At 50.3% G+C, this 12,638-nt stretch carries 11 protein-coding genes; 7 read left to right on the forward strand and 4 right to left on the reverse strand.

Annotated elements, in window-relative coordinates:
- Positions 1-23 precede the first annotated feature (23 nt).
- A complete protein-coding gene (locus CIK04_RS13550) occupies positions 24-1,547 on the reverse strand; it encodes a YifB family Mg chelatase-like AAA ATPase (protein WP_097353499.1) in 1,524 nt (507 codons plus the stop codon).
- Positions 1,548-2,016: 469 nt separating this feature from the next.
- Here CIK04_RS13550 and ilvG point away from each other — a divergent pair, with 469 nt between their 5' ends.
- Genes ilvG through ilvA form a run of 5 tightly spaced genes read left to right on the forward strand, consistent with a single transcriptional unit; the run spans position 2,017 to position 8,296 of the window.
- Positions 2,017-3,663, forward strand: a complete 1,647-nt coding sequence (ilvG, locus tag CIK04_RS13555; RefSeq protein WP_011151435.1) for an acetolactate synthase 2 catalytic subunit — start codon at positions 2,017-2,019, stop codon at positions 3,661-3,663.
- 11 nt (positions 3,664-3,674) lie between these two features.
- Complete coding sequence (gene ilvM / locus CIK04_RS13560) at positions 3,675-3,959, forward strand: acetolactate synthase 2 small subunit (RefSeq protein ID WP_011079065.1); 285 nt, start codon at positions 3,675-3,677, stop codon at positions 3,957-3,959.
- 11 nt (positions 3,960-3,970) lie between these two features.
- Complete coding sequence (ilvE, locus tag CIK04_RS13565; RefSeq protein WP_097353500.1) at positions 3,971-4,909, forward strand: branched-chain-amino-acid transaminase; 939 nt, start codon at positions 3,971-3,973, stop codon at positions 4,907-4,909.
- A gap of 12 nt (positions 4,910-4,921) precedes the next feature.
- Positions 4,922-6,763: a dihydroxy-acid dehydratase gene (ilvD, locus tag CIK04_RS13570; protein ID WP_011151437.1), complete on the forward strand. Its 1,842-nt coding sequence runs from the start codon at positions 4,922-4,924 to the stop codon at positions 6,761-6,763.
- A 3-nt stretch (positions 6,764-6,766) separates the two neighbouring features.
- The gene (gene ilvA / locus CIK04_RS13575) at positions 6,767-8,296 is read left to right on the forward strand and encodes a threonine ammonia-lyase, biosynthetic (RefSeq protein ID WP_017419854.1); all 1,530 of its coding nucleotides are present in this window, start codon (positions 6,767-6,769) and stop codon (positions 8,294-8,296) included.
- 36 nt (positions 8,297-8,332) lie between these two features.
- Here ilvA and punR read toward each other — a convergent pair whose 3' ends face one another.
- Positions 8,333-9,235, reverse strand: a complete 903-nt coding sequence (gene punR, locus CIK04_RS13580; RefSeq protein WP_017419853.1) for a DNA-binding transcriptional activator PunR — start codon at positions 9,233-9,235, stop codon at positions 8,333-8,335.
- A 151-nt stretch (positions 9,236-9,386) separates the two neighbouring features.
- On the opposite strand from punR, the gene punC reads away from it, so the two are divergent.
- Positions 9,387-10,592, forward strand: coding sequence for a purine nucleoside transporter PunC (punC, locus tag CIK04_RS13585; RefSeq protein ID WP_038964800.1), 1,206 nt, complete (start codon positions 9,387-9,389; stop codon positions 10,590-10,592).
- A gap of 68 nt (positions 10,593-10,660) precedes the next feature.
- On the opposite strand, the gene CIK04_RS13590 is transcribed toward punC, so the two are convergent.
- Positions 10,661-11,437, reverse strand: a complete 777-nt coding sequence (locus tag CIK04_RS13590; RefSeq protein WP_026130555.1) for a transporter substrate-binding domain-containing protein — start codon at positions 11,435-11,437, stop codon at positions 10,661-10,663.
- Positions 11,438-11,544: 107 nt separating this feature from the next.
- Between CIK04_RS13590 and CIK04_RS13595 the strand changes: the two genes are divergently transcribed.
- Positions 11,545-12,285 (forward strand): amino acid ABC transporter permease, encoded by a 741-nt coding sequence (locus CIK04_RS13595; RefSeq protein ID WP_097353501.1) that lies wholly within the window; start codon positions 11,545-11,547, stop codon positions 12,283-12,285.
- 119 nt (positions 12,286-12,404) lie between these two features.
- Here CIK04_RS13595 and CIK04_RS13600 read toward each other — a convergent pair.
- Positions 12,405-12,638, reverse strand: a 234-nt coding sequence (locus tag CIK04_RS13600) for a transposase (protein ID WP_176463273.1), incomplete at its 5' end; no start/stop codon positions are given.

Genomic DNA, 12,638 nt, shown 5'->3' on the forward strand with positions numbered 1-12,638 from the left:
GTTTAATCACGTCATAATCGTGATTAAACCGCTTGCAGAGTTAACTGTTTGAGCAAGCGATCCATCGCCCGATAACCGAGAGCTTCCGCCAAGTGAGAACGTGTGATCTGAGGTGCACCCTCTAAATCGGCAATGGTTCGCGCCACTTTGATGATGCGGTGATAAGCGCGAATCGATAACCCCAAACGGTGCAACGCCGTTTCAAGAAACTCGGCATCTTGCTTACTCAATGGGCAAAACGCTTCGATTTCTCGGCTGCCTAACAGAGCATTCACCTTGCCATTACGAAGCTGCATACGCTCTCTCGCCTGCACCACTCGCTCCTTTACCACCGCCGTTGGTTCACCTCGGTCACCCCCTTCCGCCAATGTGCCTTTGGGTAATGCAGGGATCTCGAGTGACATATCAAAACGATCCAACAGTGGGCCCGATAAACGGCCTAAATAACGCAAAATCGCCTGAGGATTGGCGCGAGCTTGGTTCCCTTCGTAATAGCCCGTTGGGCTCGGATTCAACGCACCGACCAACTGAAAGCGAGCAGGAAAACGAGTTTTACCTTGTGCTCGTGAAATGATGATTTCCCCTGACTCTAGCGGTTCACGCATTGAATCGAGCACTTTGCGCTCAAATTCCGGCATCTCATCCAAAAACAGTAAGCCGTTGTGGGCGAGTGAGATTTCTCCGGGACGCGGAATGGTTCCACCGCCCACCAGCGCCGCCATAGAACTCGAGTGATGCGGCGCACGAAATGGCCGCTGCTTCCAATTGTGCTCGTTGATATCGCTTTGTGTTAAAGAAGCCACCGCTGCCGTTTCCATCGCCTCTTCCTCACTCATTTCAGGCAACAAATCTCGTAAACGTGACGCCAGCATGGTTTTTCCAGTCCCAGGAGGCCCTAAAAACAACAAATTGTGATTGCCTGCCGCTGCAATTTCTAGCGCTCGCTTTCCTTGTTGTTGACCAATGATGTCTTGTAAATCTCGACCATGTGATGAAGGCGGCAATGCTTGCTTGGTTTGATGTAATGACAGGGCTTGCTGGCCACATAAATGGGCACAAACTTCAATCAGCGAGCACGCCGACTTATGCATGTTCTTACCCACCAAGGCGGCTTGATCTCCATTCGCATGAGGTACCACCAAACTGCGGGAGACCCCTTTGGCGGCAAGAGCGGCTGGCAACACCCCTTTCACCGCTCGTAGCTCACCACTTAAGGCTAACTCACCGACAAATTCATGTTGCTGGAGAAACTGAACGGAGATCTGCTCAGAAGCGGCTAAAATACCGAGTGCAATCGGCAAATCAAAGCGTCCCCCTTCTTTGGGCAGATCGGCGGGCGCCAAGTTGACGGTGATCCGCTTAGCAGGAAATTGAAAATTGCTGTTGACGATCGCACTGCGTACGCGATCTTTTGATTCCTTTACGGTGGTTTCCGGCAACCCAACCAAGGTAAATCCCGGTAAGCCGTTACTAATGTGCACTTCCACGCTCACGGAAGGCGCTTCGACGCCCACACTGGCACGGCTATGAATAATCGCCAACCCCATCACTGCCTCTTCAATTTTAGTTGTTCTATAAATACAAGTTTTTTTATACAGAACTGTTATATAGCGTGAAGCGATGAGGCTTAAATGTGAAAAAAGAATGACTTTTTGCTTGTCACGAAACAGTTTTGTGTGTTACCACTAGTGACGCAAACAATTTCGTAGAACATTACACAACATTTTAACGACAGACAGATGAACTTTGCCGCTCAAATTAACTCTCTGATTAACCTGATTATCGTGGTCCTCATTAGCACCGCGCGGGGGAGAGTGGGCGCAAAATAACCACTAGATTTACAAACCCCCGCACTGAAAAGTTCGGGGGTTTTTTTTCAGCCATGGGTTGGCGAAGTTCTAAACTGATTGAATCACATTTAGACAGTTCAGAAATGACGGGAAGTATGGGAGCGCACGCTATGTGCAAGATGTATGGAAACGGCTACAACCAAAAGAGTAGTCAAGGAGGCCAACGATGACAGGAGCAGAGTTAGTCGTTGCCGCATTAAAACAGCAAGGTATCAAAACCGTGTTTGGTTACCCAGGTGGTGCCATCATGCCAATCTACGATGCCCTGTATGACGGTGGTGTTGAACACATTTTGTGCCGTCATGAACAAGGTGCTGCGATGGCAGCGATTGGTATGGCGCGAGCCACGCAGGATGTCGCGGTGTGTATGGCCACATCGGGCCCCGGAGCCACCAACCTTGTCACCGGTTTAGCCGATGCTTTTCTTGATTCAGTGCCGTTAGTTGCTATCACCGGTCAGGTCGCCAGTTCTCATATCGGCACCGATGCGTTCCAAGAAATGGATGTGATTGGTATGTCGCTATCGTGTACTAAGCACAGTTACCTAGTGACCGACATCAACGAGCTGGCTCCAACCTTGGCGGAAGCCTTTGAAGTAGCCAAAACCGGACGACCGGGCCCAGTGATTGTCGATATCGCCAAAGACGTCCAGCTAGCAAAAGCGCCTGTTGAACTGCTTCCTCCTTTTACGCCTCCAGCATTACCCCAAGTCAGCCAAGTTGATGTGGCTCGAGCCCAAGCGCTTCTCGATCAATCCACCCGTCCAGTATTATACGTCGGTGGTGGTGTGCAACTGGCTAAAGCGACCCACACGGTACGCGAATTTTTGCGCCTCAACCCGATGCCTGCCGTCAGCACCTTAAAAGGGTTAGGTACCATCGAGCGTCACGATCCTCACTATTTGGGCATGCTCGGCATGCATGGCACCAAAGCGGCCAACCTCGTGGTGCAAGAAGCGGATCTTTTGCTGGTGGTGGGAGCACGTTTTGATGACCGTGTGACGGGCAAATTAGAAACCTTCGCCCCTCACGCGAAAGTGATCCACATTGATATCGACGCGGCAGAAATCAATAAACTGCGTCACGCGAATGCGCCTTTACGTGGCGATATCAATGTCATCCTGCCTCAGTTAGAACTGACTCGTGATATTTCCCCTTGGGTTCACCATTGTGAAAGCTTACGCAGCGGTTTTAAGTGGCGTTACGACCACCCGGGAGAGCTCATCTACGCGCCGGGGCTGCTAAAGCAACTTTCCGATCTCATGCCAGACAACACCATCGTCTCCACCGACGTAGGCCAACATCAGATGTGGGCAGCGCAGCACATTCAGCCACGCGAACCACAAAACTTCATCACCTCTGCTGGCCTTGGCACCATGGGTTTTGGCTTGCCAGCAGCGATGGGCGCCGCGGTGGCAAGACCGGATGCACAGTCGGTGCTGATCTCAGGTGATGGCTCAATCATGATGAACATCCAAGAGCTAGGCACGCTGAAGCGCCGCCAAATCCCAGTCAAAATCGTATTGCTGAACAACCAACGTCTTGGCATGGTGCGTCAGTGGCAATCGCTGTTCTTCGATGGTCGTCACAGTGAAACCATCCTTGATGACAACCCTGATTTCGTCATGCTGGCGAAAGCCTTCGACATTCCGGGCAAAACCATTACCAAGAAAGAAGAAGTGGAACCGGCACTCAAAGAGATGCTCGCAAGCAAAACGTCTTACTTGCTGCATGTGTTGATTGATGAAGAAGAAAATGTGTGGCCGCTGGTACCGCCAGGTGCGTCAAACAGTGATATGTTGGAAAACACCTAGGAGAGCCACTGATGGAACGTTATTTATTAGACATCAAAGCCGATGACAAACCCGTGCTGTTAGAGCGTGTTCTCCGTGTGATCCGCCACCGCGGCTTTGTCATCAAACAAGTTGCTGCAACGCAAAACCATGAGAGCAAGGTCGCCAGTGTCGAAATCATCGTAGATAGCGATCGCCCTATCTCATTTCTCACCAATCAAATTGAAAAATTGTGGGATATTCGTAGTGTTGAGGTAATGAAGATTCGTAACGACGAACTCCCTAACAACAATCTACAACAACACGTAAGTGCATAAGGAAGGCAATAATGGCAACGAAAACAGCAGATTATATCTGGTTTAATGGCAAGATGGTTCCCTGGGCAGAAGCGAATGTACACGTTCTGACTCACGCCATGCACTACGGCACCTCGGTATTTGAAGGGGTTCGCTGTTACAACACGCCAAAAGGCCCGATTGTCTTCCGTCACCAAGAACATGCACAGCGCCTGAAAGATTCAGCCAAGATTTATCGCTTCCCAATCCTCTTTTCGGTGGAAGAGATCATGGAAGCGACTCGCGAAACTCTGCGTCAAAACAAGCTGGATAATGCCTATATTCGTCCACTGGCGTTTGTTGGCAACGTTGGCTTGGGCGTTTGTCCTCCGACCGACACAGAAATGGATCTGATCATTGCCGCCTTCCCTTGGGGCTCTTACTTAGGGGAAGAAGCGCTGGAAAATGGCGTTGATGCCATGGTCTCAAGCTGGAACCGCGCCGCGCCAAACACGATCCCAACAGCCGCGAAAGCGGGTGGCAACTACCTATCTTCTCTCCTGGTTGGTGGTGAAGCACGTCGACATGGTTATGCCGAAGGGATTGCATTGAGTGTTGATGGTTACCTTTCAGAAGGCGCCGGTGAAAACATTTTCGTGATCAAAAATGGCGTCATCACAACACCACCTGCAACGGCCGCGATCCTACCGGGCATCACTCGTGACTCAATCATGACACTCGCGCGTGAGATGGGTTATGAAGTGCGTGAAGCCAACATTGCACGTGAAGCCCTCTACTTGGCAGACGAAGTCTTTATGACGGGCACTGCTGCAGAAGTGGTTCCAGTGCGTAGTGTCGATCAAATTCAAGTGGGCGCAGGTAAACGCGGCCCAATCACCAAAGCCGTTCAAGAAGCGTACTTTGGCTTATTCAATGGCACCACCGAAGATAAGTGGGGCTGGTTAGATTACGTGTACCCAGAGAAGAAGTAGGGAGACAACAGAATGCCTAAATACAGATCAGCCACCACCACTCATGGTCGCAACATGGCCGGTGCACGTGCACTATGGCGTGCCACAGGCGTAAAAGATGAAGACTTCGGCAAACCGATTATTGCCGTGGTCAACTCCTTTACCCAGTTCGTACCGGGCCACGTGCACCTGAAAGACCTTGGCCAATTGGTGGCGAGAGAAATTGAAGCGGCTGGCGGCATTGCTAAAGAATTCAACACCATCGCGGTGGATGATGGTATCGCAATGGGTCACGGAGGCATGCTTTATTCACTGCCTTCTCGTGAATTGATTGCAGACTCGGTGGAATACATGGTCAACGCACACTGTGCCGATGCTATGGTGTGTATCTCCAACTGTGACAAAATCACCCCAGGAATGCTGATGGCGTCAATGCGCCTTAATATCCCGGTGATCTTTGTCTCTGGCGGGCCAATGGAAGCGGGTAAAACCAAGCTTTCAGATCAGATCATCAAGCTGGATCTGGTCGATGCCATGATCCAAGGCGCGGATCCAAAAGTCTCCGATGAGCAGAGCGAACAGATCGAGCGCAGCGCTTGCCCTACCTGTGGTTCCTGCTCGGGCATGTTCACCGCCAACTCGATGAACTGCCTCACCGAAGCACTTGGCCTTTCTCAGCCAGGTAACGGCTCCTTGCTCGCAACGCATGCCGATCGCAAACAACTGTTTATCAGTGCAGGCCAACGCATTGTCGAACTGACCAAGCGTTACTATGAGCAAGATGATGAAAGCGCACTGCCACGCAACATTGCAACCAAAGCAGCATTTGAAAACGCCATGGCGCTAGACATCGCCATGGGCGGTTCAACCAACACCGTTTTACACCTATTGGCTGCGGCGCAAGAAGGTGAGGTGGATTTTGACATGACAGACATTGATCGCATGTCACGCATGGTGCCTCACCTATGTAAAGTGGCGCCATCAACCCAGAAATACCACATGGAAGATGTGCACCGCGCGGGTGGCGTAGTGGGTATTTTGGGTGAACTAAACCGAGCGGGCCTGCTGCACAATCAATCGAAAACCGTGCTTGGCCTCACTTGGGAAGAGCAGCTTGCCCAATACGACATCATGCTGACCGATTCGGAAGAAGTGAAACGCTTCTACCGCGCAGGCCCTGCGGGTATTCGTACCACTCAAGCATTCTCGCAAGATTGCCGCTGGGACACCTTAGACGACGATCGCGCCCAAGGCTGTATTCGCACCAAAGAAAACGCCTTTAGCCAAGATGGTGGCCTCGCTGTCCTCAAAGGCAACATTGCGCTGGATGGCTGTATCGTTAAGACGGCGGGTGTGGATGAAAGCATTCTTAAATTCACGGGCCCTGCAGTGGTCTTTGAAAGCCAAGAAGACGCGGTGGAAGGTATCTTGGGTGGTAAAGTCAAAGCAGGCGATGTGGTGGTGATTCGCTACGAAGGTCCGAAAGGCGGCCCAGGCATGCAAGAGATGCTCTACCCTACCACTTATTTGAAATCGATGGGCCTTGGCAAAGCGTGTGCGCTACTGACTGACGGACGTTTCTCTGGCGGCACATCGGGCCTTTCCATCGGTCACGCCTCACCTGAAGCGGCCAACGGTGGCGCGATCGGTTTGGTCAAACAGGGCGACTTAATTGCCATCGACATTCCAAACCGCACGATTTCTCTGCAAGTTTCCGAGCAAGAAATGGCAGAGCGCCGGGCAGAACAAGACGCACTTGGCTGGAAACCCGTCTCTCGCCAACGCGAAGTGTCGTTTGCACTGAAAGCCTACGCCAGCATGGCAACCAGTGCCGACAAAGGCGCGGTACGAGACAAGTCAAAGCTTGAGGGCTAAGCAATGTCATTAACCCAACAAACTGGCGCAGACTATCTGCGCCAGATATTGCGCGCTCCAGTGTATGAAGTGGCAACCGTCACCCCTTTGCAAGAGATGCCGCGTTTATCGGCACGTATTGGCAACAATGTGCAGATCAAACGTGAAGACCGCCAGCCGGTGCATTCGTTTAAGTTACGTGGCGCTTACAATATGGTGGCCAATTTGTCGCAAGCGCAGAAGGACGCGGGGGTGATTGCTGCCTCTGCGGGCAACCATGCGCAAGGCATGGCTCTGTCAGGAACGCGACTTGGCATTGAAACCACCATCGTGATGCCTCGCACGACGCCAGATATCAAAGTCGACGCAGTGCGCGGCTTTGGCGGCAAAGTCGTCTTGCACGGCAGCAACTTCGATGAAGCCAAAGCAGAGGCCGAACGCCTTTCTCAAGAGAAAGGCTACACCTTTGTTCCTCCTTTCGATCACCCTTTAGTGATTGCTGGGCAAGGCACCATCGGCATGGAAATGCTGCAGCAAAACGGCCATCTCGACCACATTTTCGTCCCTGTTGGGGGGGGTGGTTTAGCCGCTGGTGTGGCGGTGTTGGTGAAACAACTGATGCCAGAGATCAAAGTCATTGCGGTGGAGCCCGAAGATTCTGCCTGCCTTAAGGCGGCATTGGATGCAGGTGAGCCTGTGGTGCTGGATCAAGTCAGTATGTTTGCTGATGGTGTGGCCGTAAAACGCATTGGCGATGAAACTTTCCGTCTATGCCAGCACTACATTGACGATCACGTCACCGTCTCCAGTGATGAAATCTGCGCGGCGGTCAAAGATATTTTCGAAGACACCCGTGCGATTGCCGAGCCTTCCGGGGCACTGGCACTGGCGGGGCTGAAAAAGTATGCCGAGAAGCACAAGCTCAAAGGGCGCAACTTGGGTACCGTGCTTTCGGGTGCCAATACCAACTTCCATGGTTTGCGTTATGTTTCTGAGCGCTGTGAGCTGGGTGAAAAACGTGAAGGCTTGCTTGCGGTGACCATTCCAGAACGCAAAGGGGCATTTTTTGAGTTCTGCCATTTGATTGGTGGACGTGCGGTAACGGAGTTCAACTACCGTTACAACGACGACTCTCTGGCCAATATTTTTGTCGGCGTTCGCCTGCAAAATGGTCAAGAGGAGTTGGATGGTATCATTCGTGACTTACGTGAAGGCGGCTACCCTGTGGTCGACCTTTCTGAGGATGAAATGGCCAAACTGCACGTACGCTACATGATTGGCGGAAAACCGTCCAAACCACTCAAAGAGCGCTTATACAGCTTTGAATTTCCAGAGTACCCAGGCGCACTACTTAAGTTCCTTAGTACACTGGGCACACACTGGAACATTAGCCTGTTTAACTACCGCAACCATGGGGCTGATTATGGCCGCGTACTGTGTGGCTTTGAGCTTGATGAGAGTGATTTAGCTCGCTTTTCGGCGCATTTGCGCGAACTTGGCTACCAATGCAAAGATGTCACGGATAACCCATCCTACCGTTTCTTTCTTTCCTAACTCGATCCAAACGCCCTGCTATACTCGGGGCGTTTTTTAGCTCAGCAACCAATCTTGATGCAGTTGATGTGAGTTTCCTAAGTAGTCCACCATCCACTGAATCAACTTGTGGTTGTCATCTTTTCGCCATACCAAGCAGCATTGACTCAACGGTTTGTCGTCCGGTAGCACCTTTTCCACCAGCACACCATCGTTGATCAACGGCATGGCTATATGACGGGGCATATAACCTACGCCAACACCATTTTTTAAACACTCGATGGCACTGTACCAATTGGGTAACAACAAACGACGCTGCTGCGGGTAATGCCCAGTATGGCGCTTAGGCAACACACTCGAAGTATCATCCAAGCAGATCGCGGGAAACTGACTGACAAACGCTTCTGTCAGCACTTGCTGACGCACGCAAGGGTGCGCTGGTGACATGACAAACGCCCAATCCAATCGTCCCATATCGCGCACTTCAAAATCCCCCCCAACAGGAATGGCGGAGGTGGCGCCGATGACGATATCCGCACGCCCTTGAGCAATCGCCTCCCAAGAGCCATTGAACACTTCCATATTGATTTGCAGTTCTGCAAAATCAAATTCGCGATAGAAATCCTCGACCAAAGGTTTGAGCTTATCGAGCTTGACCACGTTATCCAACGTTAACTTCAGTGTGGATTGCCAGCCTTGTGCCGCACGCCGCGTCTGCGATTTCACTTCTTCCATCTGCCTCAACAACATGCGTGCTTCTGCGATGAACAGCTCACCAGCTGGAGTCAGTTCTACTTTTCTCGGTAAACGACGAAACAGCAACACGCCAAGTTCTTGTTCCACTTGACGCACACCATAGCTGATGGCCGAAGGCACTTTGTGCAGCACCTCAGCGGCGGCAGTAAAACTGCCTAAACGAGCGACGGTATCCAACATTTCTAGCGACGGTTTTGAAAACACAGCCTACCTTTCAAAAATTTTGATTGATAACCACGAATTTTAGCGTTTTATTTTATCAAATGCGAAAAATAGAATAGCAGGGCATATAAATCAGGGTTGGCGCCAACTGATCACAAAACATTTGTAGTGAAAAAAATTGAATGGAATAACTATGAACATTTCAAAATTACAGCTTGTGTATCTTGCAGCCCTCTCGATGCTCGGCTTTGTCGCAACAGACATGTATCTCCCTGCCTTTAAAGCGATGGAAATCGACTTTATGACCGGACCAGAGCAGATCGCGCTCTCTTTAACCGTTTTCTTGGTCGGCATGGCAGTCGGTCAACTGCTTTGGGGCCTTGCCTCTGATAAGTTTGGCCACCGTAATACCTTGGCAGCTGGCCTTGCTCTGTTTACGCTGGCCTCATTGGGTTTGGCGTTCAGTGATCAAGTTTGGCAACTGCTCAGCTTGCGTTTTGTGCAAGCGATCGGGGTGTGCGCGCCGGCCGTGATCTGGCAAGCCATGGTCATCAAACGTTACTCCAGCAGTAGCCAACAAATTTTTGCTACCATTATGCCGCTGGTGGCGCTTTCTCCTGCGCTCGCCCCTCAGTTGGGTGTTGTATTAGCAGATAGCTTTGGTTGGCACAGTATTTTTGTTGCGTTAACAGTACTGGGATTGGTCTTGGTTGCGGCAACAATGGCACAGCCTAGTGTCGCTAATGAGCCAAAGCAAAGCAGTGTAACATCGGATATCAAACATCTACTCAGCTCAAAAACCTATTTGGGCAACGTCCTGATGTTCGCCACCGCGTCTGCCGCTTTCTTTGCTTACCTGACCGGTATGCCTGAAATAATGGCGCAGCTTGGCTACGATGCCAAAGACATCGGCATGAGCTTTGTGCCGCAAACCATCGCGTTTATGGTCGGCGGATACTTAGGTAAAGTTGGCGTACGTAAATTTGGTGATGAAAAAGTCCTTCGTCAACTGATTGGTCTGTTTAGCGTCGCCGCACTGCTGATTTTCATCGCATCACAATGGCAGTTAACCTCGATTTGGCCAATCTTAGCGCCATTCTGTCTGATTGCTGTAGCGAATGGCGCCCTTTACCCTATCGTGGTTAACCGCGCACTTGCTAGTGCTAAGCAAAGCCCAGCCACGGCCGCAGGTTTGCAAAACAGCTTACAGATCACCGTCAGCAGCTTATCAAGCGCGCTGGTCGCCGCTCTTGCTAGCCAAGCGCAAGCGGTCACCGGTATGGCGATTGTTCTCTGCATGGGCGGACTTTGGATCGGCTATATTGTGTCGAACAAAGAACTTTCTCAGCACTTCACGACACCAGACAATGCACGGGTGGTGAGTGATGAAGAGATCTAATCTCTAGCTACAAAAGAGCCGCATAATAAGTATGCGGCTCTATGTTTTGAGGCGAAGCTAATAGCCAGTTATAACCCTTTTAGTCCCCATTTTTCTGCGGTCTGTTTAAAGAAACCTTGTGTCTTTTTCAGTTCAACCCAATGGTTAACGTAATTAATCCAAACTTGGTCATCTTGTGGTAATAGCATGGCGATCGGTGTCGGCTTGCGCGGCTCTTTGACGGGTACAATCGCCAATTGCTGAAATTTCTCCACCAGCGTCGCCGCTTCCACATTTGAGGTCACAGAAACATCCGCTCGTTTGGCCAACAGTTCTTGGAAATCACGGGCTGGGGCTTCGATCACGATGTGCTGTGCGGAAGGGAAAAACTCCTTCACCATTTTTTCTTGTACGGTCCCCAGAGTCGCTGCCACTTTTACATCCGCGTTATCAAAATCGCTCCAATCAGAGTACTTACCGAGATCTTTTTTCTGCACCACAGGCACAAACGCAAGATAAAAGTAAGGCTGACTGTAACCAGCCACTTTCGCGCGAGACATACTCAGCGAAGCGCTGCCTGTCATGTCATACTTATCTGCGGTGATACCATTAACTAACGTTTTCCAATCCGTCGCCACGTATTCAACCTTGACGCCGAGGTCTTTCGCCAGCTCAGTCGTGACATCGATATCAAAACCACGATAACTGTTACTAGCTGGATCTTTCATCGTCATCGGGTTCCAATCCCCTGTCGTACCGACTCGTAATACCCCGTTGTCGAGAATCTCATTCAAACGACTTTGTGCATTAGCCAGAGTGGACGCAGCAAGCAAACCAAGCCCTAACGCTAACCAAGTTTTTTTCATTTTATTTTCCTTTAACTTATTGTTCAGTAATTAGTTGAGATTTCGCGTTACATCATTGATAACATAGCAGCAACACAACCATTTTTTTAGTTGATATAAGGTGTAGTGTGACCTGTCGATATTTATGTTTAATGATGTTACTGCCACTGACTGGCTGTTCTGACTATCAATGGGGCTGGTATGTGCTTAATCCGACGACCGAGCAAGGCCTAACGAACGTGAAGTTTCTTATCGCTGGCTTTGCCGACACCATCAGCGTATCGCTACTCAGTATGCTGTTTGCCATGACTCTGGGCTTAATGGTTGCCCTACCGGCCCTTTCTCCCCGCAAATCCCTACAACGCTTAAACCGGATTTACGTTGAAGTAATACGTGCCATTCCCGTGTTGGTTCTGCTGTTGTGGGTGTATTACGGCCTACCCACATTACTCGATGTTTCACTAGACCATTATTGGGCGGGAATTATTGCACTAACGATCGCAGAAAGTGCATTTATGGCAGAAGTGTTTCGCGGTGGTATTCAATCTATCGGTCGTGGCCAACATGAAGCAGCAAAGTCGCTTGGTCTCAACTATTGGCAAAAAATGCGTTTGGTGATTTTGCCGCAAGCATTTCGTCAGATGCTGCCCGCGCTCGGCAACCAGTTTGTTTATATTCTCAAGATGAGCTCATTGGTCAGTGTCATTGGTCTAAGTGATTTGACGAGGCGAGCCAATGAGTTGGTGGTGAATGAGTACTTACCTCTAGAGATTTATACTTTCTTAGTGCTGGAATATTTGCTGTTGATCTTGATGGTGTCTCAAGCCGTACGTTGGCTAGAAAAGCGCAGTGCCATTCCCAGCCATTAGTTCGTCATAACCATAAAAAAACGCCGCTATTGCAGCGGCGTCAGATTGATGACGAACCCCGCTTTTTAAGGGGGTTCTTTTTTGGAAGCGACCGTAGGTCGCGATCGTGATTTTTTTTGTTATATCGTGCGCAGAAGTTTCCATTCATTACATGGGTATACAGAAGCAAGTATCTGCCTTATTTCTGCCATATTTAAGCCCATTTTTCGTAGATAGTTCACCACCAACGCTATCTTCTTGATGTTTTGGGCTGCCGCTGCCAACCAACATTGCATTTGCACATTGGCTAGACCTCGGAAGCGAGCATAACGATGACCATGATGTTGCTTGGCATCTGCAAAGCTCCGTTCTAC

This window comes from Vibrio sp. 03_296 (assembly GCF_002265885.1).

Coding starts and splice junctions, on each gene's coding strand:
- ilvA (WP_017419854.1), top strand. CDS start 6,767: ATGTCATTAACCCAACAAACTGGCGCAGACTATCTGCGCCAGATATTG.
- ilvD (WP_011151437.1), top strand. CDS start 4,922: ATGCCTAAATACAGATCAGCCACCACCACTCATGGTCGCAACATGGCC.
- ilvE (WP_097353500.1), top strand. CDS start 3,971: ATGGCAACGAAAACAGCAGATTATATCTGGTTTAATGGCAAGATGGTT.
- ilvG (WP_011151435.1), top strand. CDS start 2,017: ATGACAGGAGCAGAGTTAGTCGTTGCCGCATTAAAACAGCAAGGTATC.
- ilvM (WP_011079065.1), top strand. CDS start 3,675: ATGGAACGTTATTTATTAGACATCAAAGCCGATGACAAACCCGTGCTG.
- CIK04_RS13550 (WP_097353499.1), bottom strand. CDS start 1,547: ATGGGGTTGGCGATTATTCATAGCCGTGCCAGTGTGGGCGTCGAAGCG.
- punC (WP_038964800.1), top strand. CDS start 9,387: ATGAACATTTCAAAATTACAGCTTGTGTATCTTGCAGCCCTCTCGATG.
- CIK04_RS13590 (WP_026130555.1), bottom strand. CDS start 11,437: ATGAAAAAAACTTGGTTAGCGTTAGGGCTTGGTTTGCTTGCTGCGTCC.